This is a genomic window from Pseudomonas sp. Z18(2022), from assembly GCF_036346535.1.
In the GTDB taxonomy this organism is placed as follows: Bacteria; Pseudomonadota; Gammaproteobacteria; order Pseudomonadales; family Pseudomonadaceae; genus Aquipseudomonas; species Aquipseudomonas yamanorum_A.
This window is the reverse complement of sequence record NZ_JAOTOA010000001.1, coordinates 875796-902439: the sequence shown is the minus strand read 5'-3', so window position 1 is coordinate 902439 and position 26644 is coordinate 875796. Positions and strand designations below refer to the sequence as shown.

The following is a 26644-nucleotide window of genomic DNA, read 5'->3' as shown; positions in this document are numbered from 1 at the left end:
TGGCTTGCCTGCGATAGCATCACCTCGGTTCAACTGAATGATCGAGGTGTCTGCATCGCAGGCAAGCCAGCTCCCACATTTGTTTTGTGGTGCCTGTTAAATCAGCGTTGGTGCACGAGTTGCCCCGCTGCATATGTCTGCAACACCGCCCGGTCATCCCCCAGCGTCATCAACACAAACAACGTCTCGGCAATGTTATTGGCCTGCTTCAGGCGATAGCTGAGCAGTGGCGTGGCGTTGTAATCCAGCACCAAAAAGTCCGCATCAGTGCCCGGTTGCAGCGTGCCGATTTTGTCTTCCAGGCGCAGCGCCCGCGCACCGCCCAGGGTGGCCAGGTACAGCGATTTGAACGGACTCAAGCGTGCGCCTTGCAGTTGCATCACCTTGTACGCCTCGTTCAAGGTTTGCAGCAGCGAGAAGCTGGTGCCGCCACCGACATCCGTACCCAGGCCGACATTCAGCTTGTGCTTCTCGGCCATCGGCAGGTTGAACAACCCGCTGCCCAGGAAGAAGTTCGACGTCGGGCAGAACGCGACTGCCGAGCCGGCTTCTGCCAGCCGCGCGCATTCGTCGTCGCACAGGTGCACGCCGTGGGCGAACACCGAGCGCTCACCCAGCAATTTGTAATGGTCGTACACGTCCAGGTAGCCGCTGCGCTCCGGGAACAGTTCTTTCACCCATTCCACTTCCTGCAGGTTTTCACTGATGTGAGTCTGCATGTACAGGTCCGGGTATTCCCCCAGCAACTGCCCGGCGAGGGTCAGTTGTTCTGGCGTACTGGTCGGTGCGAAACGTGGCGTCACCGCGTAGTGCAAACGGCCCTTGCCATGCCAGCGCTCGATCAACGCTTTGCTCTCTGCGTAGCCGGATTCTGCCGTGTCGGTCAGATAGTCCGGCGCGTTGCGGTCCATCATCACCTTGCCGGCGATCATCCGCAGGTCGAGTTTCTCGGCCGCTTCAAAAAACGAGTTCACGGATTGCGGGTGCACGCTGCCGAATACCAGCGCGGTGGTGGTGCCGTTGCGCAGCAGTTCCTTGATGAAAATATCCGCGACTTCTTCGGCGTGGGCCTTGTCGGCGAACTGGCTTTCGCACGGGAAGGTGTAGGTGTTGAGCCAGTCCAGCAACTGTTCGCCATAGGCGCCGACCATGCCGGTTTGCGGCAGGTGAATGTGGGTGTCGATCAGGCCTGGGGTGATCAGCGCGTCCTGATAATGAGTGACTTCGATATCGGCGGGCAGGCTGGCGAGCAAGTCGCTGGCGTGGCCCAGGGCGCTGATCTGGCCGTTGTCGATCACCAGCAGGCCGTCTTCGAAATACTCGTAGGAGGCTTCGATCCCAACTTCGGCAGGGTCGGCGATGCTGTGCAAAATGGCGGCACGGTAGGCTTTGCGTGTCAAAGGCATGGTCGTCTCAGTTAGTCGCTTGGCTGCGGCGTGATACCGGCAGCAGTTTGGCAATGGGTTCGGCGCTCGCAGTGTGCTGGCCGAAGTTGGCGTTATAGGTGGCGATGATTTCGCCGGCGATGGAGATGGCGATTTCCACAGGCAGTTTGCCTTTGACTTCGGTCAGCCCCATCGGGCAATGCATGCGTTGCAGTTGCGCGGTGTCGAAACCGCGATCCCGCAGGCGGTGTTCAAACTTGACGCGCTTGGTCTTCGAACCGATCAGGCCGAAGTAGGTGAAGTCATTGCGCTTGAGCAGGGCGGCGGTCAGCTCCAGGTCCAGCGCGTGGTTGTGGGTCATGACGATGCAGTAACTGCCCACAGGCAAGTTGTCGATTTCATCCACCGGCTCTTCGCTGACGATTTTACGCACGCCTTGGGGGATGTGTTCCGGGAATTCCTGTTCGCGGGAATCGATCCAGCGCACCCGGCACGGCAGGCTGGCCAGCAGCGGCACCAGCGCACGGCCCACGTGGCCGGCGCCGAACACCGCGATCTGCGCCTGCACCTGGCCCATCGGTTCGAACAACAGCACCGTCACGCCGCCGCAGCACTGGCCCAGGCTGGCGCCGAGGCTGAAGCGCTCCAGGTGAGTGTTCTGCTGGCCGCGCACGAGCATGTCCCGGGCGATCTGCATCGCCTTGTATTCCAGGTGCCCGCCACCGATGGTGTCGAAGGTGTGGGCGGCGCTGATGACCATCTTCGAACCGGCATTGCGCGGCGTGGAGCCGAGCTCTTCGATGATAGTCACCAGCACGCAGGGTTCACCCTGGTTCTGCAGGTCGGCGAGGGCGCTGATCCAGTTGTTCATGTTTACCTCAGCATCTCTGTTGTCAGTTCGACCGCTATCGCAGGCAAGCCAGCTCCCACATTTGATCGGGTTCACACATCCAAATGTGGGAGCCGGGCTTGCCCGCGATGGCAGCGCCTCGGTCTAAAGCGAAGCCAGCTCGGTTTCAGTTTCAACAGCCTTCGCGGCAGTCAGTTGGCGCATCTGCTCACACCCCCACAACACCCGCTCCGGCGTCGCCGGTGCATCAATCTTCGGCTGATGACGATAGTCACCCAGGCTCGCCACGGCATCCTTGATCGCACACCACGAGGCGATGCCGAGCATGAACGGCGGCTCACCCACGGCCTTGGAATGGAACACCGTGTCTTCCGGGTTCTTGCGGTTTTCCACCAGCTTCACCCGCAGGTCCAGCGGCATGTCGGCCACGGCGGGGATCTTGTAGCTGGCCGGGCCGTTGGTCATCAGCTTGCCCTTGTTGTTCCAGACCAGCTCTTCCATGGTCAGCCAGCCCATGCCCTGGATAAAGCCGCCTTCGACCTGGCCGATGTCGATGGCCGGGTTCAGCGAGGCGCCCACGTCGTGGAGGATGTCGGTACGCAGCATCTTGTATTCGCCGGTCAGCGTATCGACGATCACTTCGCAACAGGCCGCGCCGAACGCGAAGTAGTAGAACGGCCGGCCGCGCGCCTGGCTGCGGTCGTAGAAGATTTTCGGCGTCTTGTAGAAGCCCGTGCTGGACAGCGACACCTGGGCGAAATACGCCTGCTGGATCAGCGCCTCAAACGTCAGGATATGATCGCGAACCCGCACATGCCCGTTGTGGAATTCAACGTCGGCCTCGCTGACTTCATACTTGCGCGCGGCAAATTCCACCAGGCGTTGCTTGATGGTTTCGGCAGCATTCTGCGCGGCCTTGCCGTTCAGGTCGGCACCGCTGGAAGCCGCCGTCGGCGAGGTGTTCGGCACCTTGTCGGTGTTGGTGGCGGTGATCTGCACGCGGTCGATTTCCACCTGGAAAATCTCGGCCACCACTTGCGCTACCTTGATGTTCAAGCCCTGGCCCATCTCGGTGCCGCCGTGGTTCAGGTGGATGCTGCCGTCGGTGTAGATGTGGATCAGCGCGCCGGCCTGGTTGAGGAAGCTGGCGGTGAAGGAAATGCCGAATTTAACCGGGGTCAGCGCCAGGCCTTTTTTCAGGATCGGGCTGTTGGCGTTGTAGCGACGGATCGCTTCGCGGCGCTCGAAATACTGGCTGCTGTGTTCAAGCTCGGCGGTCATCTCTTCGAGCATGTTGTGCTCGACGGTCTGGTAGTAGTGGGTGACGTTGCGCTCGGTCTTGCCGTAGTAGTTGGCCTTGCGCACGGCCAGCGGGTCGAGGGCCAGATGCCGGGCAATGGCGTCCATCACTTCTTCGATGGCGACCATGCCTTGTGGCCCGCCGAAGCCACGGTAAGCGGTATTGGACGCGGTGTTGGTCTTGCAGCGGTGGCCGTTGACGGTGGCGTCGCCCAGGTAATAGGAGTTGTCGGAGTGGAACATGGCGCGGTCGACAATCGAGTTCGACAGGTCCGGTGAGCAGCCGCAGTTGCCCGCCAGGTCCAGATTGATACCGTGCAGGCGGCCGGTGTCATCGAAGCCCACGTCGTACTCGATATAGAACGGGTGGCGTTTGCCGGTCATCAGCATGTCTTCGACCCGCGGCAGGCGCATTTTGGTCGGCTGGCCGGTGAGGCGTGCGACCACCGCGCACAGGCATGCGGGGCTTGCGGCCTGGGTTTCCTTGCCGCCGAAACCACCGCCCATGCGGCGCATGTCCACCACGATTTTGTTCATGGAGACGTCGAGTACTTCGGCCACCAGCTTCTGCACTTCGGTGGGGTTTTGCGTGGAGCAGTAGACGATCATGCCGCCGTCTTCGGTGGGCATCACCGAGGAGATCTGGGTTTCCAGGTAGAAGTGTTCCTGGCCGCCGATGTGCAGCGTGCCCTGGATGCGGTTTTTGGCGGTCGCCAGCGCGCCGGCGGAATCTCCGCGCTGGTGCGTATGGCTTTCCAGCACGAAATGCTTTTTGCGAAACGCCTCGACCACGTCCAGCACCGGCTCCAGGTCTTCGTATTCGATCACGGCGGCCATGGCGGCCTTGCGTGCGGTTTCCAGGTCGCGGGCGGCGACGGCCAGCACCACCTGGCCGACAAACTGCACGGTGTCGATGGCCAGCAACGGGTCGCCGGGCATCAGCGGGCCGATGTCTTTCAGGCCCGGCACGTCTTCGTGGGTAATGACGATGCGCACGCCGTCGAAGGCGTAGCACGGCGCGGTGTCGATGCTGATGATCTTCGCGTGGGCGCGGTCCGACATGCGGGCATACAGGTGCAACTGGTTGGGGAATTCCAGGCGGTCATCGATGTACTGCGCCTCGCCCGAGACGTGCTTGGCGGCGCTGTCGTGCTTGACGCTGCGACCGACTCCGCTGGTCAGGTCCTGGGCAAACAGTTCGGCGAGTTCGGCCTGGGATTTTTCCACGGCGTGATGGTTAGACATAAGCGGTCACCCGAGTCTCGATGTGCGGCGTTTGCAGTTCGATGAAGTATTTGCGCAGCAGGTTTTGCGCGCTGAGCAGGCGGTATTTCTTGCTGGCGCGGAAGTCCGACAGCGGCGTGAAATCTTCGGCCAGCGCAGCGCAGGCTTTTTCCACGGTGGCGGAATTCCAGGTGGCTCCGTTCAGCACCGCTTCGCAGTTTTTTGCGCGTTTCGGGGTGGCGGCCATGCCACCGAAGGCAACCCGCGCGTCGCTGATAACGCCGTTATCGATCTTCAGGTTGAAGGCGGCGCAGACGGCAGAGATGTCATCGTCCAGGCGCTTGGAAACCTTGTACGCGCGAAACAGCGGCACGCCTTTGGGCACGATGATTTTTTCGATGAATTCGCTGTCCTGACGGGCAGTGACGCGATAGTCGATAAAGTAATCTTCCAGGGCCAGGGTGCGGCGGGTGTTGCCCTTGCACAGCACGATCTGCGCACCGAGGGCGATCAGCAGCGGCGGCGAATCACCGATGGGCGAGGCGTTGCCGATATTGCCGCCCAGGGTGCCCTGGTTGCGGATCTGCAACGAGGCGAAGCGGTGGAGCAATTCGCCGAAGTCCGGGTATTCGTGGTTGAGAGCGGTGTAGCAATCGGACAGCGAAGTCGCGGCGCCGATTTCCAGGCGATCGTCGAAGCTTTCGATGCGCTTCATCTCTTCGATATTGCCGACGTAGATCATCACCGGCAGCGTGCGGTGGAACTGGGTGACTTCCAGCGCCAGGTCGGTGCCGCCCGCCAACAGCCGGGCTTGTGGGTACGCGTCGTAAAGGTCGGCCAGGTCGGCGACGGTCAGCGGCACCAGGCAGCGTTTGTCGCCACTGTTCAGTTCACCGGTTTGCGTCGGTGCGATGGCTTTCAGGCGGGCGATGGTTTCGGCCTGGCGGCTGTCGAACTGGTCCTGGGGCTTGTTGCAGCAGGCCTGTTCAGCGGCGGCGAGAATCGGGCGATAGCCGGTGCAGCGGCAGAGGTTGCCGGCCAGGGCTTCGTGGGCTTTCTGGCTGTCGGGTGCATCACTGTTCTTTTGCAGGGCGAACAGTGACATCACAAAACCCGGGGTGCAGAAGCCGCACTGCGAACCGTGGCACTCCACCATGGCTTGTTGCACGCTGTGGAGCTGGCCCTGGTGCTTGAGGTCTTCGACGCTGATCAGTTGTTTGCCGTGCAGGGACGAAACAAACGTCAGGCACGAATTGAGGCTGCGATAGCGAATCTGCTCGGCGCCCTGATCGTCGGTGTGCAGCTCGCCGACCACCACGGTGCAGGCGCCACAGTCGCCGCTGGCGCAGCCTTCCTTGGTGCCGGATTTGCCCAGGTGCTCACGCAAATAGTTGAGCACGGTCAGGTTCGGGTCCAGGGCGTGCTCGCTACGGAGCTCCTGGTTTAGTAAAAACTGGATCACGGAAGGCCTCGCAGACTCATTATTGTTGTTAACCGCTTTGCGCCGAATCTAGTCATGTCTGACTTTTCGGTCAACGATTTTCTGACCGAAAGGTCAAGAAAGTGCGATCTCAACATCTTTAATTATGGTCCAGTTCTCTGGAACCGCCGTTTTTGGGGGCTTCTGGACTTTAACGGCTGCTTATTTCATGCCAAATTCCGCTCTGTGGGCCGTACGCCATCAACCGGCAAGTGCGCTACACTGCCGCGCTTGTACCGATAGAAGATTTTGAAGGGAAAACATGACGTTCAAGGCGCCGGATAGTCTTGCCGAGCAAATCGCTCACCACCTCGCCGAACGTATCATTCGCGGCGAGCTCAAGCCTGGGGAGCGGATCCAGGAGCAGAAGGTCACACTGGCGCTCAATGTCAGCCGTGGCTCCGTGCGCGAAGCCTTGCTGATTCTCGAGCGCCGGCACCTGATCGCGATCCTGCCGCGCCGTGGCGCCCATGTCACCGAACTCTCCGCCCACAAGGTGCAGAGCCTGTGCACGCTGATGGGCGAGCTGTATATCCTGCTGGGCAACGCGGTCGCCGCCGGCTGGCAGACCCAGGCCGACATGGCGCCGTTCGTGCAGATCCAGCAGCGCCTGATCGCCAGCTTCGAACGCCAGGACATCCGGGCCTTCGTCGAAGAAAGCTTCAACGTGATGCGCGCCGCCTATCCGTTCGCCAACAACCCGTATCTGCAGGAAACCGTCGAGAACCTGCAGCCGGCGATGAACCGTGCCTATTACCTGGCGCTGGATCAACGCAAGGCGTCCATGAGCGAGTACCTGGTGCTGTTCGAGCAATTGCTCGCCGCCGTGCTGGCCCGTGACCTGCCGCAGATTCGCCAGGTGCTCTCGGCCTACGGTGAGCGCAGTTGCTCGCTGGTCATCGCTGCGTTGGCGGAAGCCTAAGCGTGCGGCTCAAGTGCATCAAACTGGCGGGGTTCAAATCCTTCGTCGACCCGACCACGGTGAACTTCCCCAGTAACATGGCGGCAGTGGTGGGGCCCAATGGTTGCGGCAAGTCGAACATCATCGACGCCGTACGCTGGGTGATGGGCGAGAGCTCCGCGAAAAACCTGCGTGGCGAGTCGATGACCGACGTCATCTTCAACGGCTCCACCAGCCGCAAGCCGGTGAGCCAGGCCAGCATCGAACTGGTGTTTGACAACTCCGACGGCACCCTGGTGGGCGAGTACGCGGCCTACGCGGAAATTTCCATCCGTCGCAAGGTGACCCGCGACAGCCAGAACAGCTACTTCCTCAACGGCACCAAGTGCCGCCGCCGGGACATCACCGACATTTTCCTCGGCACCGGCCTGGGCCCGCGCAGCTACTCGATCATCGAGCAGGGGATGATCTCCAAGCTGATTGAAGCCAAGCCCGAAGACCTGCGTAACTTTATCGAAGAAGCGGCCGGCATCTCCAAGTACAAGGAGCGCCGCCGCGAGACCGAAAACCGCATCCGTCGTACCCATGAAAACCTCGCCCGCCTGACCGACCTGCGTGAAGAGCTGGAGCGCCAGTTGGAGCGCCTGCACCGCCAAGCCCAGGCGGCCGAGAAGTATCAGGAATACAAGGGCGAGGAGCGTCAGCTCAAGGCGCAACTGTCGGCTCTGCGCTGGCAAGCATTGAACGACCAAGTGGGCCAGCGCGAAGCAATCATCGGCACCCAGGAAATCAGCTTTGAAGCCCTGGTGGCCGAACAGCGCAATGCCGACGCCAGCATCGAGCGCCTGCGGGACGGTCACCATGACCTGTCCGAGCGCTTCAATCTGGTGCAGGGGCGCTTCTATTCGGTGGGCGGCGATATCGCTCGGGTCGAGCAGAGCATCCAGCACGGTCAACAACGTTTGCGCCAATTGCAGGATGACCTGAAAGAAGCCGAACGCGCGCGCCTGGAAACCGAATCCCACCTGGGCCACGACCGCACGTTGCTGCTGACCCTTGGGGAAGAGCTGGGCATGCTCACCCCCGAGCAGGAAGTCACCAGCGCCGCCGCTGAAGAAGCCGCTGCGGCCCTGGAAGAATCCGAAACCACCATGCATGGCTGGCAGGAGCAGTGGGACAATTTCAACCTGCAATCTGCCGAGCCGCGCCGCCAGGCTGAGGTGCAGCAGTCGCGCATCCAGCAACTGGAAACCAGCATGGAGCGCCTGGCCGAGCGTCAGCGGCGTTTGGTGGAGGAGCGTGTGCTGCTCGCTGCCGACCCGGAAGATGCGGCGATCCTGCAGTTGAGCGAGAAGCTCGCCGAAAGCGAAATGACGCTGGAAGAGCTGGAAGCCAGCGAAGAACAACAAGTGGAGCGCCTGGAGCAATTGCGTCAGCAACTGCAACAGGCGACCCAAGCCCAGCAAACCGCTCAAGGTGATTTGCAGCGGCTCAACGGCCGGTTGGCGTCCCTGGAAGCCTTGCAGCAAGCGGCGCTCGACCCGGGCACCGGCACGGCCGAATGGCTGCGCGATCAACACCTGGCCGAACGCCCGCGCCTGGCCGAAGGCTTGAAGGTTGAAGCCGGTTGGGAGCTGGCGGTGGAAACCGTGCTCGGCGCCGACCTGCAAGCGGTGCTGGTGGATGATTTTGGCGGCTTTGACCTGGCAGGGTTTGCCCAGGGCGATCTGCGCTTGCTCAGCCCGGCGGCGGACGGCACTCGCGTGCCGGGCAGCTTGCTGGACAAGGTCGAGGCGGCGATTGACCTGTCGCCTTGGCTGGGCCAGGTCAAACCCGTGGACAGTCTTGAGCAGGCCCTGGCTCAGCGGGGTCAATTGGCTGCCGGGCAAAGCCTGATCAGCCGCGACGGCTTTTGGGTTGGCCGGCACTTTTTGCGGGTGCGTCGCGCCAGCGAAGCGGAAAGCGGCGTTCTGGCCCGTGGCCAGGAAATCGTCAACCTGACCGCCGAGCGCGAAGAGCGCGAAGCCACCCTCGAGTCCCTGGAAAACCAGCTGCAAACCCTGCGCGCCACCCAACGCCAGCAAGAGACCGGCCGCGAACATCTGCGCCGCCTGTTGCAGGACGAAGCGCGCCAGCAAGGCGAATTGAAAGCCCAGCTCTCGGCGAGCAAGGCCAAGGTCGAACAACTGACCCTGCGCCGTACCCGTCTCGACGAAGAAGTGGCCGAGATGGGCGAGCAGCGCGCTCTCGAACATGAACAAGTCGGTGAAGCCCGCCTGCAACTGCAGGAAGCCCTCGACAGCATGGCCCTGGACACCGAGCAGCGCGAGTTGCTGCTGGCCCAGCGCGACAGCCTGCGTGAACGCCTCGACCGCGTACGCCAGGAAGCCCGTCAGCACAAGGACCACGCCCACCAGTTAGCCGTGCGCCTCGGCTCCCTGCGTGCGCAACACGACTCCACCCGCCAGGCCCTTGAACGCCTGGAAATGCAGTCCGAACGCCTGACCGAAAAACGCGAGCAACTGAGCCTCAACCTGGAGGAGGGCGAAGCCCCGCTGGAAGAGCTGCGCCTGAAGCTCGAAGAGTTGCTCGACAAGCGCATGACCGTCGACGAAGAACTCAAGACCGCACAGATCGCCCTGGAAGACGCCGACCGTGAACTGCGCGACGCGGAAAAACGCCGGACCCAGGCCGAGCAACAGTCGCAACTGATCCGTGGTCAGCTCGAACAGCAGCGCATGGAATGGCAAGCCCTCACGGTGCGCCGCAAAACCCTGCAAGACCAGTTGCTGGAAGACGGCTACGACCTGCATGGCGTGCTCAATACCTTGACCGCCGAGGCCAACGAGAAAGAAGCCGAAGAAGAACTTGAGCGGATTGCCGCGCGTATTCAACGACTCGGCGCGATCAACCTCGCCGCCATCGACGAGTACCAGCAGCAGTCCGAGCGCAAGCGTTATCTGGACGCGCAGAACGCCGATCTGGTCGAAGCCCTGGACACCCTGGAAAACGTGATCCGCAAGATCGACAAGGAAACCCGCAATCGCTTCAAAGATACCTTTGATCAGATTAATGGTGGTTTACAGGCGTTATTCCCGAAAGTTTTCGGTGGTGGCAGCGCTTACTTGGAACTGACGGGCGAAGATCTACTCGATACAGGGGTAACGATCATGGCGCGGCCTCCGGGCAAGAAGAACAGCACCATCCATTTGTTGTCCGGTGGCGAGAAGGCACTGACGGCATTGGCCCTGGTATTTGCGATCTTCAAGTTGAACCCGGCGCCGTTCTGCATGCTCGACGAAGTTGACGCCCCGCTGGATGACGCTAACGTTGGACGGTATGCCCGACTGGTTAAAGAGATGTCCCAGACGGTGCAGTTCATCTATATCACCCACAACAAGATCGCCATGGAAATGGCTGACCAGTTGATGGGTGTAACGATGCACGAGCCTGGCTGTTCGCGATTGGTGGCGGTGGATGTCGAAGAGGCGATGGCGTTGGTGGAATCCTGAGCCCACTTCGAAGGAGGATTTTCAGCAGGATGTAAGGTGATTTACCGGTCTGGGAAAAGTGGCAAATGGACATATTTGTTCAAGGCATTTTGACAGACGGTGTAAAGTTATCTTTGGTCGTGCTAGTTTAATGTCAAATTTTCGTATGCGTGGGCAAAACGTCATTCAGAACATAGAGTTGGCGCCACGTTTTAAAGCGGTTTGCACGGTGCTAAACCCCTTATTTTTCAGCATTTTTTATTAGAGGCACGGGATTACATGGAAATCGGTCTGCGCGAGTGGCTGATCGTCATCGGCATTATTGTCATTGCCGGTATTCTTTTTGATGGCTGGCGCCGGATGCGCGGCGGCAAGGGCAAGTTGAAATTCCGCCTGGACCGCAACCTGTCCAATCTGCCGGACGACGACGGCAGCGCCGAGCTGCTGGGGCCACCGCGTGTCCTGGATAACCATAAAGAGCCGCAGCTGGACGAGCACGACCTGCCGTCGATGAGCGCACCGGTGCGTGAAGCCCGCGAGCCCAAACGCGGCAAACGTGCTGCGGCCAGCGAACCGGCCCAGGGCGACCTGAACCTGGACCTGGACGAAGGCCCGAGCTTCAGCAGCCGTGACGATGACTTCCCGGATGAACCACCGACCAGGAGCGCCCATAAAGAATCCGTCAAGGACCAACCGGCCGCCGAAGAGGTGCTGGTGATCAGCGTGATCTGCCGTGACGCCGCCGGCTTCAAGGGCCCGGCCTTGCTGCAGAATATTCTGGAAAGCGGCCTGCGCTTCGGCGAAATGGATATTTTCCACCGCCACGAAAGCATGGCTGGCAACGGTGAAGTGCTGTTCTCCATGGCCAACGCGGTCAAGCCGGGCATCTTTGATCTGGACGACATCGACCATTTCAGCACCCCGGCCGTGAGTTTCTTCCTCGGTCTGCCAGGCCCGCGTCACCCGAAACAAGCATTCGACGTGATGGTGGCCGCTGCCCGCAAGCTGTCCCAGGAACTCAACGGCGAGCTCAAGGACGATCAACGCAGCGTCCTGACCGCCCAGACCATCGAGCATTACCGTCAGCGCATCGTCGAGTTCGAGCGTCGCGCCCTGACACAGAAGCGCTGAGGTCCAAGCTTAAGCGTTGCCTGTAGAATCCATGCACTAACATATTGAGCAGCTTCGGCTGCTCTTTTGCTTTATGAGAGAACACCCATGACCGCCGCCCACACCCGCATCCTCGAACTGCGCGCTGAACTGGATCAGCACAACTACCGTTACCACGTCCTCGACGAACCGAGCATCCCGGACGCCGAGTACGACCGGCTGTTCCACGAGCTCAAGGCCCTGGAAGCCGAGCACCCGGACCTGGTTACCCGTGATTCACCGACGCAGCGGGTCGGCAGTGCGGCATTGTCTGCATTCACTCAGGTACGTCACGAAATCCCGATGCTCAGCCTGGGCAACGCCTTCGATGAAAGCACCATGCTGGAATTCGATCGCCGGGTGACCGAGGGCCTGGACCTGCCGGTAGGCGACCTGTTTGGCGGTGGCGCGGCGGTGGAATACAGCTGCGAGCCGAAGCTTGATGGCCTGGCGGTCAGCCTGCTGTATCAGGATGGCGAACTGGTGCGTGGCGCCACCCGCGGCGACGGCACCACCGGTGAAGACATCAGCGTCAACGTGCGCACTGTGCGCAATATTCCGCTGAAACTGCAGGGCACCGGCTGGCCGGCGACCCTGGAAGTGCGCGGCGAAGTGTTCATGTCCAAGGCCGGTTTCGAGCGGCTGAACGCCACCCAACTGGAAGTCGGCGGCAAGACCTTCGCCAACCCGCGCAATGCGGCAGCGGGTAGCCTGCGCCAGCTGGATTCGAAGATTACCGCCAGCCGTCCGCTGGAATTCTGCTGTTACGGCGTGACCACGGATATCAGCGACACCCACATCGGCAATCTGCAACAGCTGAAGCAGTGGGGCATGCCCATCAGCCATGAGTTGAAGCTGGCCAAGGGGATTCAGGATTGCCTCGACTACTACCGTGATATCGGCGAGCGCCGCAATGCCTTGCCGTATGAAATCGACGGCGTGGTGTTCAAGGTCAACAGCATTGCCTACCAGCGGGAACTGGGCTTCCGTGCCCGCGAGCCACGCTGGGCAATCGCTCACAAATTCCCGGCCATGGAAGAGCTGACCGAACTGCTGGACGTTGAATTCCAGGTCGGCCGCACCGGGGCTGTAACGCCTGTGGCACGCTTGAAGCCGGTCAAGGTTGCCGGTGTGACCGTGTCCAACGCCACCCTGCACAACATGGACGAAGTGGCGCGCCTGGGCCTGATGATCGGCGACACCGTGATCATCCGCCGTGCGGGTGACGTGATCCCGCAGGTGGTGTCGGTGGTCACCGAGCGTCGCCCGGAAAACGCCCGTGCGGTGCAGATCCCCGAGAGTTGCCCGGTGTGCGGTTCCCACGTTGAGCGCACGCAGTTGGTCAAGCGCAGCAAGGGCAAGGAAACCGTCAGTGAAGGCGCGGTGTATCGTTGCGTCGGGCGCCTGGCCTGCGGTGCGCAGCTCAAGCAGGCGATCATCCATTTCGTCTCGCGCCGGGCCATGGACATTGACGGCCTGGGCGACAAGACCATCGAGCAACTGGTGGACGAGAAGCTGATCGGCTCGCCGGCTGACCTCTACAAGCTCAAGTACGAACAGATCATCGACCTGGAAGGCTTTGCCGACGTTTCCAGCAAGAAGCTGATCACCGCCATCGAAAACAGCAAGACGCCAACCCTCGCACGGTTTATCTACGCCCTTGGCATTCCCGATGTAGGCGAGGAGACCGCCAAGGTGCTGGCGCGCTCCCTGGCGTCCCTGGAGCGCGTGCAGCAGGCCTTGCCGGAAGTGCTGACGTACTTGCCGGACGTCGGCCTGGAAGTGGCCCACGAGATTCACAGCTTCTTTGAAGACAGCCATAACCAGGAAGTGATCGGGGCCTTGGTCTCCAAGGAGGCGTGCGGCCTGGAGTTGCAGGAGCAGGGCGAGCTGAGCGCCGAGTTCGCGGCCAGCACCACGTTGGGTGGTTTGCTCGACAAGCTGCACGTGCCGTCCGTAGGCCCGGGTGCTGCGCAGAAGCTGGCAGATAAATTTGGCTCCCTCGAAGGCGTGATCAAGGCCGACTGGCTCGACATGCGCCAGGCCTTGCCGGAGAAGCAGGCCAAGGCCGTACGGGATTTCTTCGACGTTGAAGAAAACGCCCATCGCGCGCTGGCCATCGAGCAGCAGCTCAAGGACTTCGGCATGCACTGGCAGAGCGAGAAGAAGGTCGTCGAAGGCCTGCCCGAGGCCGGTCACACCTGGGTGCTCACCGGCTCCCTGGAACTGATGAGCCGCGACGTCGCCAAGGAAAAACTTGAAAGCCTGGGCGCCAAGGTGGCGGGTTCTGTGTCGGCGAAAACCCATTGCGTGGTGGCCGGGCCGGGCGCCGGTTCCAAGCTGGCCAAGGCCAGTGAGTTGGGCTTGAAGGTGCTGGATGAAGAAGCATTCGTCGCGTTCCTCACCCAGCACGGCATAACCGTTGCCTGACGCTCATCCTGTAGGAGCCGGCTTGCCGGCGATGGCGTTTTCAAGATCGCCATCGCCGGCAAGCTGGCTCCTACAATTCGTGGGAACGATCATCGGCAGGAAATGATCTAGTCTTGGGCAGCCCAGGGAGAGATCGCCATGTACCGCTTCTTCGAACAACTCAGTTCGCGCATTGCCGCACCGTTCATGGCCGAGACCTCGCGCAACAGCAAGGTCTGGCAGTGCCGCTGTGGGCAGTCGCTGTTCTTTCGCAACAGCCAGTGCCTGGCCTGTTCGGCGCTGCTGGGCTATCAGCCGGAGCAGAGCCGCCTGTCCTCACTGCAGCCCGGCCCGTACGCCGATACGTGGCTGCTGGACGCCGACCCCGAAGGCGTTGCCTTTCGCCGCTGCGCCAACCTCGACACGCCGGCCGCCTGCAACTGGTTGCTGCCCGCCAACAACGGCCAGACCTTGTGCGTAGCTTGCAGCCTGAACCGCACCATCCCCGACCTGTCGATCCCCGAAAACCCGGAACGCTGGCGCAAGGTCGAAACCGCCAAGCGCCGCCTGGTGGCGCAACTGATCAGCCTGGGTTTGCAGGTCATCCCCAAGACCGTCGATGAAGACACCGGCCTGGCCTTTGATTTCGTCGGCATCGACCTGGAAGGCAACGCACCGACCACCGGCCACGCCAACGGCCTCGTCACCCTTGATATCAAGGAAGCAGACGACGCCCACCGCGAAAAAATCCGTGTGCAGATGCGCGAGCCTTATCGCACCTTGCTCGGGCATTTTCGCCATGAAGTCGGCCACTACTACTGGGACCGCCTGATCGCCAACAGCCACTGGCAGGAAGCGTTTCGCACGCTGTTCGGCGACGAGCGCGCCAGCTACGCCGACGCCCTTGAGCACCACTACCAGAACGGCCCGCGCCCGGACTGGCAGCAAACCTGCGTCAGCGCCTACGCCACCATGCACCCGTGGGAAGACTGGGCGGAAACCTGGGCGCATTACCTGCACATGATGGACGCCGTCGACACCGCGCTGGGCTTCGGCATGAGCGCCCGGGAGATGGACCTGGATTACCAGCCGTTTCCCGTCAGCACCCTGTATGACCCTGAACATCCGGGCGGCGCGGCATTCCTGTCGTTCGTCAATGCCTGGATTGAACTGGCCGGCATGCTCAACGAACTGTCCCGCAGCATGGGCCAGCCGGATTTCTATCCGTTCGTCCTGCCGCCGGCGGTGATTGCCAAGCTGCACTTCATTCACCTGGTGATCCAGCAAGAGGGCGGCAGGGCAGATGAGGTCGTGCTTTTGTAGGAGCAAGCTTGCTCGCGATGGTCGTCAACGATGACGTGCCTATGCTGAATGAACGCGGCGTGTTTGCGGTCTTCGCGCGCTAGCTCGCACCTACAGCCAAGTACTTGAACCATCAGATATTTTTAATCCCGCGCGAACGGTTGTAACTTCCGATGAGATCGGTACAATGGCGCGGCTTGCCGAGAGGCGAGCGTCGTTATGGTGACCCCATCGGTCCCCCCGCAACGATTACCCGTGAACCTGGTCAGAGCCGGAAGGCAGCAGCCACAGCGGGAACATTGTGTGCCGGGGTGTGGCTGGTGGGGTTGCCTCCATAACGCGACCCTCCTTGATTCAAAAAATACCCTTATGAAACCCTTCGCTGACAATCGTCATCTGCGAAGCGATTTCTGCTGTTCGCTCATCAGGGTTACTGACGGTACAGCGGGAACTCTCCCATGGCCGGAATCACTTCTGCGCGCAGCCTCGCCATGTGCCCGGGCAACTCCTGTCGTGCGGCAGGCGTGTCGGATGGGATGTTCTTGGCAAAGTGGAAGCTGATGATTTGGCCGGTCCCGTTGTCCTTGTAGTATTTGAAGATATTGAACTCAAAGAAGCTGCCGTCCTTGCGTGTGGAGGTCGGATAAAACAGCAGCACGTAGATCGCATCGGTTTTATCGTCTGAAAACATCTCCACCGGAAGGTTGGGGTATTCCTGTTTGTGGGCCTGCGCGATCAGGTTGGCAAGGTCCCGGGGCTCGTTGCCGGTGGTCTGGGGCGGCGCGAGGCGAAAATCCACCAGTTCGCTCCAGGCGTTGACGCTTTCTGGTGCGAGGAAATATTCCCAGAGCGGAACGTTGCCCCGGGCCTGGTATTTCAGGACGTATGTTTTCCCGGCAAACACCACCGACTTTGTCTCGGCGATCGACGGGCGGGACAGGTCCGGCGGCGCCACAGGCGGTTTGGATGCACAGCCGAACAGCAGCAGGACAGTCGATACCACGATCAGCCAACGCATGGGCACCTCCTGTGTCACGGTTTAGTGCTGTTGATGTGGTCGGCGATGCTGGCGAGCGTTGCGCTCCATTGTGCAACGGTTTGTTCTGAAGGCATTTCTCTCCAGGTCCTGGAAACCTTGTACGTGTCACCCCCCAGTTGATAGGCAAAATGCCGCAAGGTCATGACGTTGCCGTTCGCCTGTGTGCAGATCACCGACCAGCCCATATACGGGGTGCTGGTATCTCCCATGTCAGTCTGGCTGATATGTGTTTTGCAGTTCTTCTCGGCGGCCCGGGTATCGGAATCACGGGCCGCGCTTGGCGGTTGATTCTGGCCCGGCAACACAAACAGGGTGATCTCGTCTTTTCCGGTGTCGGCAGACCACTTGTATCGTTTTACCCCGGCATTCGCGAACGCTGATGCCATCTCGTCATCGTTTTTGGTTTGCCATTGCGAACCTTTTGGCGTTACGGCCTTGAGCAAGTAGCCCGCAAAATCTTCTGCGTGGGCGTTTGTCGAGACGAAGAGCAAACCGCTGATGGCACAGGCAATAAAGGTCGATTTCATGTCAGTCCCTGGACGTCATTGTTAGATGTCAGGACGACAATGCATCCTGCGCAACAGACAGTAGCGCAAGTAGTGGCAAAGTGCCCAGTCCGTTTAAAAATTATTCCCAGGGACGACGTCAGTGAGGGGTTGCTCACATCCTTAAAACCTTGCGCTGGACAACCCAAATTCGCCTTGTTAGTTTGCGCCAGCGACATATTTCTAAATATGTCGGCGGCACATGGATGATATTAAAGTGATGGCGCTTTATGGCTCATCTACTCCAACTAACAAGGATGTCAGTAATGAAAAGCCTGCAAGGGTTGCCTACTCTCATCAGCGCTTCCGTCGGTGCGCCGGGCAAAGCCCGCAACTTGCCCGCCGACGTTCAGTGCGTCCAGTACTTGTTCAACTTGATCATTCCCAAGTTGGGTTTTCCCCTCGCCGAAAACGGCAAGTGCGACGGTCAGTTGGTGCAGTGCATCAGCCAGTATCAGTTCCGCTATCTCAAGTACGCTCATCCTGATGGCGTGATCGACCCCACCGGGCGCACGTTCAATAGCCTGATCGAAGAGGCGGTGAAGGTGCCGGTCAAGCCGCACCCGACCCTGCGCATTCCGACCTTCCTGAATGTGTTCGGCAATACCAGTTCCGACATGGTCCAGGCGACCGTCAACCATTACCTGGACCGCATGCGGGCAATGATCGAGGCCGAGCGGCGCAACCGGCAGATGATGCTCCAGGCCACGTGCGACGGCGGTACGACGCTGACGGATACGGACTTTCAGAACGCCGCCACGCAGTTGGGTAACGGTATTTCCGTCAATATCATCAAGGCCTTCGCCACGGTGGAGTCGGGCGGGCGCTCAGGGTTCGGGCCGGCCAAGTTGCCGGTGATCGCTTTTGAAGGGCACCACTTTCGCAAGTACACCCATCATAAATACGATCAGACCCACCCGCTGTTGTCGTACCCCTACGTGAAAAAAGCCGGCCCCCAGTGGAAGGCCAACAACAAGGACCAGACCAAGGCCTGGGAAACCATGGCCACGGCCTTTGCACTGGATCAGGAAGCAGCCTTGAAATCGGCCTCCTGGGGCATGTTTCAGATAATGGGCTCCAACTTCACGGCATGCGGTTATAAAACGGTGTTTGAGTTTGTGGTGGCCATGAAGATTAATGCCGGGCAGCAACTAAAGGCCTTCCTCGGTTTTTGCAGCCAGAGCCCGGCACTGGTCAAGGCCATGAAGAACAAGGATTACGCCGCCATGGCGCTGAACTATAACGGCAAGGATTATGGCGACTATGACCAGCGCATCAAAAAAGCCTACGAAGCACTTGAAGGGAAAAAATAGTATGCCGTTCAAACATTGCCTGTCTCGTTTGTGGGTTGCCTCTTTCGTGTGTGTGGTGGGAGCGCCCGCGTTTGCCGCCACGTTGCACGCGGGCAAGTACGAAGGGCTGATGCTGGCCGTGACGCCTGAGCATCAGGTGGAAGGTTTTTATTCTGAGGAGATGGGCGAGGGCGTGACCCGCACGTGCACGTTCTTCCTGCAGGGCAAGGTCGACGGTGCGAAGGCGTCGGTGTCCACCTGGCTGGATGCGACTTATCCGGGAACCGTTGCTGCCTCCTCGGACGGCGTGACGCTGACCGTGGAGAAGGGCCGCGAACATCCCGGTTGCGTCAGTGTGTTGATGCCTGAAATTGCCACCGGCCTGGACCTGAGCCAGACGGCTGCCAAGAAGTGGATTGGCCTGGTGACCGTTTCGTCCGACAAGGCCTTCCTGCAGAAAACCCCGGACGCCAAGGCCAGTCATCGTGCCTACGTGGTCAAGGACGATGTGGTCGCGGTGCTGGCGTTCAAGGATGGCTGGGCCCAGGTGGAGTACATCAACGGCGAGGGCCGCTCTTCCAAGGGCTGGATCAGCCAGGACCAATACGCCAGGCTGGCTCCTGCGAAAAGCTGAAGCTGTTCTGTGAGCCGCGGTGTGCCAGGCACGCCGCGGCTTTTTTATGCCTGCAACTCAGGCCTTGTTGCGATTGAACAGCTTGCGGATGACGGCGAACAGCGCCACGACGCCAATCACCAGGAATTTCTTCGCCGCCAGCAGGAAGATGCCGATCTTGGCGAACAGCCCGGCCTTGGCGGCGATCCCGCCGGCAACCAGTGCCGCGAGGCCGTAGGTCGCGAGTTTGTCAGTCTTCGGGTTGAAGTCGGTGTACAGGTTGCCATCCGTGAAGTTGGTAAAGGCCAGGACCTTGGGCAACTCCTGCTTGATGGTGGCCAGGTCGGACATCCCGGCGACGGCGTTGAGTTCCAGCACGCCTTCACGGCCCAGCACGCGGATGCTGTAGTTGAGGGTGGTCTGCTTGGCGTCGTCGGCTTTCAGTTCACGGGCCCAGTACATCTTGTGGGTGGTGTCGTCGTAGTGCGGCGGCTCGGCCCAGCCCAGCAGGTGCAGGCCGGCGTAGCCTTGCTTCTGGCGTTGCTTGTTGTCTTCGACGTCTTCTTCCTGCATTTGCTTGAGCAGTTCGGCGTAGTCGATTTTCGCCGCGTCTTCGTCAGAGATGTGCCCGTCGGCCTTGTAGCTGACGATCACGCCCCAGCCGCGTTCCGACAGCGGGCTGACGGCTTTCGGCACGATCATGCCCAGGGTTTTGAAGCCCGGCGGGTTGCCCCAGCCATCGGTCAGCAGGCGCTCAGTGTCTGCGGGGTCGAGGTAGTAGAACTCGTCGTTGAGCTTGAGGGTGGCGATGCCGCCGGGCAGGGTGACGGTACCGGTCTTCTGCTTGAGGGAGCCGAGAAAATGTTCTGCGGTTTCGGGGGCTTCGACGGGTGCGGTGGCTTCAACAGGCGCCGGCTTGGTGGCGGCAAAAGCGGGTGCGACAGGCAGGCTCAGAGCGGCCGCCGCCAACAACAGGCGGAAGTAATTCATGGTAGTCCCTTACAATTTGAATTAATTTCGCGGCAGGATAACTGAAACATGTTGCAACGGGTTAGCCGAATGTTTCCCGCAGCAGCCCCGCAAATGCGTCCCGCGCCAGGTGGCGTTGGGTGTCTTTGTGCCAGAACAGCAGGTTATCCACTGCCGCCAACTCGTCGAAGCGGTAGGACGTCAATTGGTTGGCCTGCTCGTAGCGCGCCAGGATGCCTTCCGGCGCCAGCGCCACGCCAATCCCCGCGCTGACGCAGCCAATGATCGTGCCCCAGCTGGCGTAGCTGGCGATGGCCGGTTTGATGTCGTGGGGCTTGAGCCAGTTTTCCAGGGCGGCGCGGTACGGGCAGCCGGGCGGCCAGACCAGCAGGGTGCGGCCGGCCAGGTCCCGGGCATCTTCGATGGGCGCGCTGGAAGCGCTGGTGATCAGCACCAGGCGCTCGCTGTAGACCACACTTTGTTCAAGCTTCGCGCGTTTGCCGCCGGCGGCCACCAGCGCGGCATCGATGCGGTGGTGTTGCAGGTCATCGAGTAGCTGGCCCCAGGCGCCGGTCACCAGTTCCAACTCCACTTGTGGATAGCGTCGATGGTATTCGGCCAACAAGGGCGGCAGCCGGCCGCTGGCGCTGGATTCCACCGCGCCGATGCGCAGTTTGCCGCGGGGAATCGCGTTGCTGTCGACGGCGCGCTTGGACTCTTCCACCAGCGCCAGGATGCGCTCGCAGTAGTCGAGAAACACCTCACCGGCCGCACTGATCGCCAACCCGCGCCCGGCGCGAATGAACAGCGGGGTGCCCAACTCGCTTTCCAGCTGCTTGATGCGCGTGGTGATGTTGGACGGCACGCAGTGCAACTGCAGGGCGGCCTGGGCCACGCTGCCGGTTTGCGCCACGGCTTTCACCATTTTCAGTTGGGCCAGTTCCATCGCTCAGTTCCAGTGATTACAGAAGTCAGAAACGGTTAATTGTCCTGCACCTTGGCGGGGCCAAGACTGACGGCATTCCCACTGCTGGACGCCGTTCATGAATACCCCGTCACCTGTAAAGCTTACGCTAGTCACTGCCTGCGTCATCCTCTGTTGGGCGTATTCGCCGATCGGTATTCATATGGCCTTGCACAGCTACAGTCCGGGGCAGTTAGCCCTGGGGCGGTTTCTGATTGCGTCGGTGTTGATGGCCGGCGTGGCATTGGTCATGAGGATCGAGCGGCCGCGTCTGCGGGACTTGCCATGGCTGCTGGTGCTGGGGTTCTTCGGGATTTTCCTGCATCACCTGACCATCAACTTCGGCCAGCAATTTGTCACGGCGGCCGCGTCCAGTGTGCTGGCGCAGTCGGTTCCGCTGTTTACAGTGTTGGTGGCGTTTTTCGCCTTGAAGGAGCGCGTCACCAACTGGCGCTGGGGTTGCGTGCTGCTGGGGTTGAGCGGGGTGCTGGTGGTGATCTGGGGCGAGCATGGCCTGGGCGAGATTGATCCGCGTGGCTTGATGATCCTGGTGGCGGCGCTGTCGTGGAGCCTGTACTTCACGATCCAGAAACACTATTCGCGGCGCTACAGCCCGCTGACGACCGTGTGCTACACCGTGTGGTCGGGCACTTTGCTGCTGTGTGTCTATTTGCCGGGGTTGCCGGCAGTGGTGTCGCAATCATCGACGCAAGCCAACCTGGCGGTGTTGTTGCTCGGCGCCTTTCCCAGCGCCCTGGCGTACCTGGCCTGGGCCTATGTGTTGCGGCATGTGGAGGTCAGCCGCGCTTCGGTGGCGTTGTACCTGGTGCCACCCGTGGCGATGGTGATGGCCGCCACGTTGCTGGGCGAGCAGGTTTCGCTGCGGGTGGTGCTGGGTGGCCTGATCGTGCTGGCCAGTGTCGGCGCCATCAGCCTGGAAGGGCGCTGGCGCCGCAAGCCGCTACGGGTTCACGGTGAACACCCGCAGACGGTGACCGTCGGGATCCTGGGCGACAAAGGTGTAGCCGAAGTCCGCCTCGACCGGTGACTGGATGATGTTCAGCCCGAGATCCGCCCAGCGCGCGTGCAGCTCATCGACCGTTGCCACGTCGGCGACGCAGAATCCCACCTCGCCACCGCCAACCGTAGCCTGGGCCGCGGGCTCTACGGTGTGGCGCGACCACAGGCCGAGTTTCACCCCGTTGTCGAGAATGAACAGGGCGAAAGTTGGCCCCAGTTCCACGGGAGGCTTGTCCAGCAACCGGCTATAGAGGTTGGCGCTGGTGGCCGGGCTGTCGACGTACAACAAAAAGTAATGGGCAATGCTATTCATGATGACTCCCTGATAATGCGCAGCAATGGCGCGGCTCAGTCCCTAGTCTAAGGGGCTGTCCTGTCAGTTCATGTCAGGAGTCATCCAGCAAAGAGCAGACAGTCGCGCTGCCTGCTCTTTTTATTGCGTGCACTTGTGTTACGAGCTCTAAGGCTTGGACAAGGCCTGGTCTACCGCTGCGATCAGCTTTCCCAGATCCTTCGGGGTGGCTTTATGAATGACACCGAACAGATAAGCGCGCTGTTCCTCTTCGTCGACCAAATCTGCGAAAAAGACTTTCAGCTTCACTCCCAGCGCCTCTGCGAACAAGAACAGAGCCTCGACGCTGGGTGTATAGGTGCCGGTTTCGAAGCGGCTGATGGTTTTAGGGTCAAAACCGGTTTTTTCACCTAGTTCAGCCTGAGTAAGCCCTGCGACCTTGCGGTAACGTCTGATGGCTGGACCCAAACTTGAAATGTGCATCGCTCAATTCCCATTTAGAATCAAGAACTTAACGATAAATCTTAAAATTAGACAACCGCACGTACCATCACCTTTTCTTGCAAAATGTGATGTAATTCGTAGAATCGGCATCTAGGACAAGTATTTGGTGGTCTCGTTTCAGAAGGCAGGTTTATGAAACAGGAAATCATTGCTTTCTCCTTACTCTCATAAATGTGCCCACAAAACGGACGCTTGGCAGGGACTGAAATGTCGCTCGTCAGTGCCACGCATCATTGCGCCTCACGTGCCGGATACCCGAATTAAAGCCTAGTTGATCATCACTGAATGGATGGTGAATTGCTGTGCAAAATCGTGGGTTTGCGTACCTCTGCGGCCAATCAGCCGATCGACGGCGCAGCCCGACTGGAAATACGAATACGCCTGTGCTGCCTACCCGGTGGTCCAGCGAGCGATCGAATGCTGTCCATGGAGCTTTAACGTGCGTCTCAATTTGCCGGTCACTGCTGTTGAACAGACTTTTGGGGAGCAGCAACGGCTAATTTCCGCGACTGACGTCAACAGCCACATTACCTACTGCAACGCCGAGTTTGCCGCCATGAGCGGCTTTACCCAGGCGGAGCTGATCGGCAGCACCCACAACCTGGTGCGCCACCCGGACATGCCGCCCGCTGTGTTCCAGCTGATGTGGAGCTACCTCAAGGCCGGGCACAGCTGGATGGGCGTGGTGAAGAACCGCTGCAAGAACGGCAACTATTACTGGGTCAGTGCCTATGTGACGCCGATTCTCGAAGACGGGCGGCTGACGGGTTACGAGTCGGTGCGGGTCAAGCCCACCCGCGACCAGGTGCGCCGCGCCGAAGCGCTGTATGCACGGTTGCAGGCGGGTGGGGCGGCGGTCTCGCCGCTGCGACGCCTGGCGCCCGTGGCCCAGGCCTTGGCTTTGCCACTGGCGGCCGCCGTGGCCAGCCTTGCCGCCTTCCAATGGTTCCCCGGCGCTTGGGCCCAGGCGCTGACTGTCGGATTGTTTCTGGGGGTAGGCATCTGGGGCCATCAGCGATTGGGGCTACAGCTCAAGCGGATTGTGCAGAACACACCCAATGCCTTTTCCGACCCCATCAGCGCCATGACCTACAGCGACGCCCTGGGCCCCACCGCGCAGTTGGAAATGATCCTGATCAGCGAAGAGGCGCGGCTTAAAACCGCCCTGACGCGCCTCAGCGACCTGGCCAACCAGATGGCCGAAGCCGCGGCCCACTCCAGTGTACTGTCGAGCACCACCGAGTCGGCGCTGCTGGAGCAACGCGCCGAGACCGACATGACCGCCGCAGCCATGACCGAGATGGCCGCGTCCATCGCCGAAGTGGCGGTGCACGTGCAACAAACCGCCAGCGAAGCCCACACCGCCAACACCCTCGCCGAACAGGGCAGCCAGGTGGCCGGTACTTCCCGCGAGGCAATCCAGTTGCTGGCCGGCACCGTCACCCAGATCAACCAGGCGGTGGGCAACCTGGCCGGGCAGACCCAGCAGATCCAGGTGGCTGCGAGCATGATCCAGGCGATCGCCGACCAGACCAATCTACTGGCCCTCAACGCAGCCATTGAAGCAGCCCGCGCCGGCGAGCAAGGCCGCGGCTTTGCCGTGGTGGCCGACGAGGTGCGCGCACTGGCGGGCAAGACGCGCGAGTCGACCCAGCAGATCCAGGGCATCATCCAGAACCTGCGGGCCGGCGCCGATGAGGCGGTCGAGATCGCAAGCCTGGGCATCCACGAAGCCGAGCAGGGTGTGCAGCAAGTGCTTGAGGCGCAACAGGCGCTACAAGGCATTCGCCACGCGGTGGAGCGAATTACCGACATGAGTCAGCAAATGGCTGCTGCCTCACAGGAACAATCCCACGTCGCCGAGGAAGTTTCACAACAGATCAATAACGTCGCCGCCACGGTGCAAAAGACAGCGGGCACTGCCAACGCTGCAGTCACCCGTGGCCGGGAACTCGAAAGCATCTCTTCCGGGTTGCGCGCCCTGGTCGAGCGGTTCAACCGCTAGCCACAGTGAGCCTGACTCATGGACGAGAAATACCGCAGGGCCGTGGATGCAGCCGCCATTTTCTCCGAGACTGACCTGGCGGGCTGCATCACTTACGTCAATGACCAGTTCTGCGCCATGTCCGGCTACGGGCGTGACGAGTTGCTGGGGCAAAACCATCGGATTCTCAGCTCTGGGCTGCACCCCGCGGGGTTCTTCCAGGGCATGTGGCAAGCCATCAGCGAAGGCCGGGTGTGGCGTGGGGAAATCTGCAACCGGGCCAAGGATGGAACCCTGTATTGGGTGGACAGCACCATGGTGCCGCTGCTCGATGAGAAGACCGGGCAGGTGCAGAAGTACGTGTCGATCCGCTTTGATGTCAGCGAAAAGCGCCAGTTGCTGCACACCCTGCAATGGCGGGTCGGCCACGACGTACTGACTGGCTTGCCGAACCGTGCCTACCTGTCCGAGTTGCTTAACCAGTCACTGGAATTCTCCCGCAACGAAGACATCCCGCTGGCGCTGTGCATGCTCGACCTGGACGGCTTCAAGGCGGTCAACGACGGCTATGGGCATGCCTGCGGCGACCTGCTGCTGGTGGAGGTGGCCACGCGGCTGCGGGAGATCATTCGCGGCGAAGATGTGGTGGCCCGGCTGGCCGGTGACGAGTTTGTGCTGATCCTGCGTTACGTGCGGGATATCGACGAGCTGAACGCGGCCCTGCTGCGCATCCTCAAGGCGATCTCCGAGCCGTATTCGATCCAGGGTGCGGAGCTGAACGTGTTCGCCAGCATTGGCGTCACGCTGTTTCCTCTGGATGACGAGGACGCCGACACCCTGCTGCGCCATGCCGACCAGGCAATGTACGTGGCCAAGCAGAGCGGGCGTAACCGTTACCAGTTGTTTGATGTGTCCCTGGAGCAGGAGGTCAAGGCCAGCCACCAGACCGTGGAGCAGATTCGCCAGGCCCTGGCGGCGGGGCAGCTGTGCCTGCATTACCAGCCCAAGGTCAACTTGCGCAGCGGCACGGTGGTGGGGTTCGAGGCGTTGTTGCGCTGGCAGCACCCGGAGCGGGGGCTGGTGACGCCAGGGGATTTCCTGCCGCTGATCGAGCAGACCGACCTGATTGTCGACATCGGCGAATGGGTGATCGCCCAGGTGCTGGAGCAGATGCATCACTGGCAGGTGCAGGGTCGCTGGTGGGCGGTGAGCGTGAACATCGCGGCGCGGCATTTCCAGCGCGAGGATTTTGTCGAGCGGCTGCAAGACTTGCTGGCGCAATACCCGCAGGTGGAGCCGCACCGGCTGGACCTGGAAATCGCCGAGTCGGTAGCCATCGATAATATCCAGCGCGTCACCCAGCACCTGGAAGCCTGCCAGGCCCTGGGTGTGCAGTTTTCCCTGGATGACTTTGGCACCGGCTATTCCTCCCTCAGCTACCTCAAGCGCCTGCCGACCCAGACCATCAAGATCGACAAGTCGTTTGTGCGCGACATCCTCCACGACAAGGACGACCTGGCGCTGACCAAGGCGGTGATTGGCCTGGCCCGGGCGTTTGGCCGCGAAGTCATCGCCGAGGGCCTGGAAACCCTGGAGCACGGGCAGTTGTTGATGCGCATGGGCTGCGAAGTGGCCCAGGGCTATTTCATCGCCCGGCCGATGCCGGCGCGGGAGGTGCCGGGTTGGGTCGAAGGATTTGCGCCGCCGCCGCAGTGGCAAAAGCTCGAGTGATGTTTGCTGTGGCGAGGGAGCTTGCTGTGGCGAGGGAGCTTGCTCCCGCTGGGCTGCGTAGCGGCCCCAAAATCTTTGGGAGCGCTGCGCACTCCAGCGGGAGCAAGCTCCCTCGCCACAGCAAGCTCCCTCGCCACAGCAAGCTCCATCCCCACAGCAAGCTCTCTCCCCAGAGGGAGCTCCCTCCCCACAGAGTAAATC

The 26644-nt window shown here is 61.0% G+C and carries 19 protein-coding genes, 1 other RNA gene and 2 pseudogenes; 12 read left to right on the top strand and 10 right to left on the bottom strand.

Annotation, left to right across the window (positions count from 1 at the left end; translation table 11 throughout):
* Positions 1-101: 101 nt before the first annotated feature.
* From guaD to xdhA, 4 genes are all read right to left on the bottom strand, one after another.
* Positions 102-1406 (bottom strand): guanine deaminase, encoded by a 1305-nt coding sequence (guaD, locus tag V3W39_RS04140; protein WP_330212235.1) that lies wholly within the window; start codon positions 1404-1406, stop codon positions 102-104.
* Between the two features lie 7 nt (positions 1407-1413).
* On the bottom strand, positions 1414-2256 hold the full coding sequence (gene xdhC, locus V3W39_RS04135; RefSeq protein WP_088424560.1) for a xanthine dehydrogenase accessory protein XdhC: 843 nt from the start codon (positions 2254-2256) through the stop codon (positions 1414-1416).
* Between the two features lie 123 nt (positions 2257-2379).
* A complete protein-coding gene (gene xdhB / locus V3W39_RS04130; RefSeq protein WP_330212234.1) occupies positions 2380-4779 on the bottom strand; it encodes a xanthine dehydrogenase molybdopterin binding subunit in 2400 nt (799 codons plus the stop codon).
* On the bottom strand, positions 4772-6220 hold the full coding sequence (gene xdhA, locus V3W39_RS04125) for a xanthine dehydrogenase small subunit (RefSeq protein WP_330212233.1): 1449 nt from the start codon (positions 6218-6220) through the stop codon (positions 4772-4774). Before xdhA ends, xdhB begins: the two co-directional genes overlap by 8 nt.
* Positions 6221-6500: 280 nt before the next feature.
* Between xdhA and V3W39_RS04120 the strand changes: the two genes are divergently transcribed.
* The 6 genes from V3W39_RS04120 (at position 6501) to ffs (ending at position 15816) form a co-directional block, all read left to right on the top strand.
* On the top strand, positions 6501-7160 hold the full coding sequence (locus V3W39_RS04120; protein WP_177134675.1) for a GntR family transcriptional regulator: 660 nt from the start codon (positions 6501-6503) through the stop codon (positions 7158-7160).
* A gap of 2 nt (positions 7161-7162) precedes the next feature.
* The gene (smc, locus tag V3W39_RS04115; RefSeq protein ID WP_330212232.1) at positions 7163-10651 is read left to right on the top strand and encodes a chromosome segregation protein SMC; all 3489 of its coding nucleotides are present in this window, start codon (positions 7163-7165) and stop codon (positions 10649-10651) included.
* Positions 10652-10909: 258 nt separating this feature from the next.
* Positions 10910-11761: a cell division protein ZipA gene (gene zipA, locus V3W39_RS04110; RefSeq protein WP_330212231.1), complete on the top strand. Its 852-nt coding sequence runs from the start codon at positions 10910-10912 to the stop codon at positions 11759-11761.
* An 87-nt stretch (positions 11762-11848) separates the two neighbouring features.
* Positions 11849-14209 carry an NAD-dependent DNA ligase LigA gene (gene ligA, locus V3W39_RS04105; protein ID WP_330212230.1) on the top strand — a complete coding sequence of 787 codons (2361 nt, stop codon included), beginning with the start codon at positions 11849-11851 and terminating at the stop codon, positions 14207-14209.
* 138 nt (positions 14210-14347) lie between these two features.
* A complete protein-coding gene (locus V3W39_RS04100) occupies positions 14348-15511 on the top strand; it encodes a zinc-binding metallopeptidase family protein (RefSeq protein ID WP_330212229.1) in 1164 nt (387 codons plus the stop codon).
* A 208-nt stretch (positions 15512-15719) separates the two neighbouring features.
* An RNA gene (ffs, locus tag V3W39_RS04095) (signal recognition particle sRNA small type) lies at positions 15720-15816 on the top strand.
* 104 nt (positions 15817-15920) lie between these two features.
* Here the strand turns inward: ffs and V3W39_RS04090 are convergent.
* Together V3W39_RS04090 and V3W39_RS04085 are read right to left on the bottom strand one after the other, a co-directional pair.
* Positions 15921-16508: a hypothetical protein gene (locus V3W39_RS04090; protein ID WP_330212228.1), complete on the bottom strand. Its 588-nt coding sequence runs from the start codon at positions 16506-16508 to the stop codon at positions 15921-15923.
* 14 nt (positions 16509-16522) lie between these two features.
* Positions 16523-17056, bottom strand: a complete 534-nt coding sequence (locus tag V3W39_RS04085; protein WP_177045747.1) for a hypothetical protein — start codon at positions 17054-17056, stop codon at positions 16523-16525.
* Between the two features lie 284 nt (positions 17057-17340).
* Between V3W39_RS04085 and V3W39_RS04080 the strand changes: the two genes are divergently transcribed.
* Positions 17341-18387, top strand: a complete 1047-nt coding sequence (locus V3W39_RS04080; protein ID WP_177045745.1) for an N-acetylmuramidase family protein — start codon at positions 17341-17343, stop codon at positions 18385-18387.
* A gap of 1 nt (position 18388) precedes the next feature.
* Complete coding sequence (locus V3W39_RS04075; protein WP_177113355.1) at positions 18389-19000, top strand: hypothetical protein; 612 nt, start codon at positions 18389-18391, stop codon at positions 18998-19000.
* A 57-nt stretch (positions 19001-19057) separates the two neighbouring features.
* Here the strand turns inward: V3W39_RS04075 and V3W39_RS04070 are convergent, their stop codons facing one another.
* Positions 19058-19969 (bottom strand): DUF2167 domain-containing protein, encoded by a 912-nt coding sequence (locus V3W39_RS04070; RefSeq protein ID WP_330212227.1) that lies wholly within the window; start codon positions 19967-19969, stop codon positions 19058-19060.
* A 61-nt stretch (positions 19970-20030) separates the two neighbouring features.
* Positions 20031-20894: a LysR family transcriptional regulator gene (locus tag V3W39_RS04065; RefSeq protein WP_177045739.1), complete on the bottom strand. Its 864-nt coding sequence runs from the start codon at positions 20892-20894 to the stop codon at positions 20031-20033.
* A 97-nt stretch (positions 20895-20991) separates the two neighbouring features.
* Between V3W39_RS04065 and V3W39_RS04060 the strand changes: the two genes are divergently transcribed.
* Positions 20992-21960 carry a DMT family transporter gene (locus tag V3W39_RS04060; protein ID WP_330212226.1) on the top strand — a complete coding sequence of 323 codons (969 nt, stop codon included), beginning with the start codon at positions 20992-20994 and terminating at the stop codon, positions 21958-21960.
* Here the strand turns inward: V3W39_RS04060 and V3W39_RS04055 are convergent.
* Entirely contained in the window at positions 21874-22245 is a 372-nt protein-coding gene (locus V3W39_RS04055) for a VOC family protein (RefSeq protein WP_330212225.1), read from the bottom strand. The two genes, V3W39_RS04060 and V3W39_RS04055, sit on opposite strands and share 87 nt — an antisense overlap.
* 147 nt (positions 22246-22392) lie before the next feature.
* Positions 22393-22707, bottom strand: a complete 315-nt coding sequence (locus V3W39_RS04050; RefSeq protein ID WP_003219061.1) for a helix-turn-helix domain-containing protein — start codon at positions 22705-22707, stop codon at positions 22393-22395.
* 310 nt (positions 22708-23017) lie between these two features.
* Here V3W39_RS04050 and V3W39_RS33720 point away from each other — a divergent pair.
* From V3W39_RS33720 to V3W39_RS04040, 3 genes and pseudogenes are all read left to right on the top strand, one after another.
* Positions 23018-23446: pseudogene (locus V3W39_RS33720) on the top strand (PAS domain-containing protein); the annotation flags it as partial.
* A 795-nt stretch (positions 23447-24241) separates the two neighbouring features.
* A pseudogene (locus V3W39_RS33715) lies at positions 24242-24733 on the top strand (methyl-accepting chemotaxis protein); the annotation flags it as partial.
* Positions 24734-24751: 18 nt separating this feature from the next.
* Entirely contained in the window at positions 24752-26443 is a 1692-nt protein-coding gene (locus tag V3W39_RS04040) for a putative bifunctional diguanylate cyclase/phosphodiesterase (RefSeq protein ID WP_177075750.1), read from the top strand.
* The last annotated feature ends 201 nt before the right edge of the window (positions 26444-26644 follow it).

Excerpts from the sequence above, each read along its gene's own strand:
- guaD (WP_330212235.1), bottom strand. The coding sequence starts at position 1,406 with ATGCCTTTGACACGCAAAGCCTACCGTGCCGCCATTTTGCACAGCATC.
- xdhC (WP_088424560.1), bottom strand. The coding sequence starts at position 2,256 with ATGAACAACTGGATCAGCGCCCTCGCCGACCTGCAGAACCAGGGTGAA.
- xdhB (WP_330212234.1), bottom strand. The coding sequence starts at position 4,779 with ATGTCTAACCATCACGCCGTGGAAAAATCCCAGGCCGAACTCGCCGAA.
- V3W39_RS04120 (WP_177134675.1), top strand. The coding sequence starts at position 6,501 with ATGACGTTCAAGGCGCCGGATAGTCTTGCCGAGCAAATCGCTCACCAC.
- zipA (WP_330212231.1), top strand. The coding sequence starts at position 10,910 with ATGGAAATCGGTCTGCGCGAGTGGCTGATCGTCATCGGCATTATTGTC.
- ligA (WP_330212230.1), top strand. The coding sequence starts at position 11,849 with ATGACCGCCGCCCACACCCGCATCCTCGAACTGCGCGCTGAACTGGAT.
- V3W39_RS04100 (WP_330212229.1), top strand. The coding sequence starts at position 14,348 with ATGTACCGCTTCTTCGAACAACTCAGTTCGCGCATTGCCGCACCGTTC.
- V3W39_RS04090 (WP_330212228.1), bottom strand. The coding sequence starts at position 16,508 with ATGCGTTGGCTGATCGTGGTATCGACTGTCCTGCTGCTGTTCGGCTGT.
- V3W39_RS04085 (WP_177045747.1), bottom strand. The coding sequence starts at position 17,056 with ATGAAATCGACCTTTATTGCCTGTGCCATCAGCGGTTTGCTCTTCGTC.
- V3W39_RS04080 (WP_177045745.1), top strand. The coding sequence starts at position 17,341 with ATGAAAAGCCTGCAAGGGTTGCCTACTCTCATCAGCGCTTCCGTCGGT.
- V3W39_RS04075 (WP_177113355.1), top strand. The coding sequence starts at position 18,389 with ATGCCGTTCAAACATTGCCTGTCTCGTTTGTGGGTTGCCTCTTTCGTG.
- V3W39_RS04070 (WP_330212227.1), bottom strand. The coding sequence starts at position 19,969 with ATGAATTACTTCCGCCTGTTGTTGGCGGCGGCCGCTCTGAGCCTGCCT.
- V3W39_RS04065 (WP_177045739.1), bottom strand. The coding sequence starts at position 20,894 with ATGGAACTGGCCCAACTGAAAATGGTGAAAGCCGTGGCGCAAACCGGC.
- V3W39_RS04060 (WP_330212226.1), top strand. The coding sequence starts at position 20,992 with ATGAATACCCCGTCACCTGTAAAGCTTACGCTAGTCACTGCCTGCGTC.
- V3W39_RS04055 (WP_330212225.1), bottom strand. The coding sequence starts at position 22,245 with ATGAATAGCATTGCCCATTACTTTTTGTTGTACGTCGACAGCCCGGCC.
- V3W39_RS04050 (WP_003219061.1), bottom strand. The coding sequence starts at position 22,707 with ATGCACATTTCAAGTTTGGGTCCAGCCATCAGACGTTACCGCAAGGTC.
- V3W39_RS04040 (WP_177075750.1), top strand. The coding sequence starts at position 24,752 with ATGGACGAGAAATACCGCAGGGCCGTGGATGCAGCCGCCATTTTCTCC.